1 protein-coding gene is annotated in these 1170 nt (G+C 29.6%); it reads left to right on the forward strand.

Annotated elements, in window-relative coordinates; all coding sequences use genetic code 11:
• Positions 1-184 precede the first annotated feature (184 nt).
• Entirely contained in the window at positions 185-814 is a 630-nt protein-coding gene (upp, locus tag IBJ83_RS08350; RefSeq protein WP_068473797.1) for a uracil phosphoribosyltransferase, read from the forward strand.
• The last annotated feature ends 356 nt before the right edge of the window (positions 815-1170 follow it).

Here is a 1170-nt window from a genome sequence, read left to right on the forward strand (position 1 = left end):
ATCCTAAAAAAATATTCAATTACAAAACGCCTAGAGAATTATTTTTATGTGGCTAATTTATTCTTGCAATTTAGTAAAAATTTTGTTTTAAAGATATTTGATTATTAAAAGGTAATTGTGATATAATATTAAAGATAAAAATTAATAGAATAAAAATTTTTGCACAATTTTAGGAGGAAATGATATGTCAAAATTAACAGTGTTTGACCATCCGGTTATTTCTCATAAGTTAGGATATTTAAGAGACAAAAATACCGGAGGAAAAGATTTTAGAGCTTTGGTAAATGAAATTTCAATGCTTATGGCTTATGAAGTTACAAGAGATTTAAAAACTGATGAGGTGGAAATTGAAACACCTTTACAAAAAACAATGGTTAAAAGATTATCCGGAAAAAAATTAGGAGTTGTTCCTATTTTAAGAGCAGGACTTGGAATGGTTGAAGGAATGTTAAATATTCTTCCAGCTGCAAAGGTTGGACATATTGGATTATATCGTGATCCTGAAACTTTACAACCTGTTGAATATTATTGTAAATTACCTGTAGATGCAGAAGAAAGAGATTTTTTAGTTCTTGATCCAATGCTTGCAACAGGAGGTTCAGCTTCTGATGCCATAAAACTTTTAAAACAAAAAGGTTGTAAAAATATTAAATTGGTTTGTATAATTGCTGCTCCTGAAGGAGTTGAAGCTGTTCAAAGAAATCATCCTGATGTGGATATTTTTGTAGCTGCATTAGATGAGAGACTAAATGAACATAGCTATATCGTTCCTGGACTTGGAGATGCAGGGGATAGATTATTCGGAACAAAATAATTTCACGATGGTTTGTGTCGGAGGATACCCGGTAATCTTGTTATTTCATAACAGTAAAAGGTTGGAGAAATTGTACCGACCCCAAAAAGTTAGACCAAAAATTTAACTAAAGGGGGTTGGTATTTTTTATGGCAAAATATAGTTTTGAACTGAAAAAGAAAATGGTAGAAGAATATTTTGAGTGTAAAGGAGGATATGGATATTTAGAGAAAAAATATAATATAAATTATTCACAAATTAGAAAATGAATAAAGGTTTATGAAAAATTTGGAGATGAAGCCCATATTGTAAAATTAAGTTAGCCAGTAAGAATAGAAAAAAACATCTCAAAGAGGTATAATAGTAATTGACAAAAA

The sequence above is a fragment of the Parvimonas parva genome (genome assembly GCF_016552165.1).
In the GTDB taxonomy this organism is placed as follows: domain Bacteria; phylum Bacillota; class Clostridia; order Tissierellales; family Peptoniphilaceae; genus Parvimonas; species Parvimonas parva.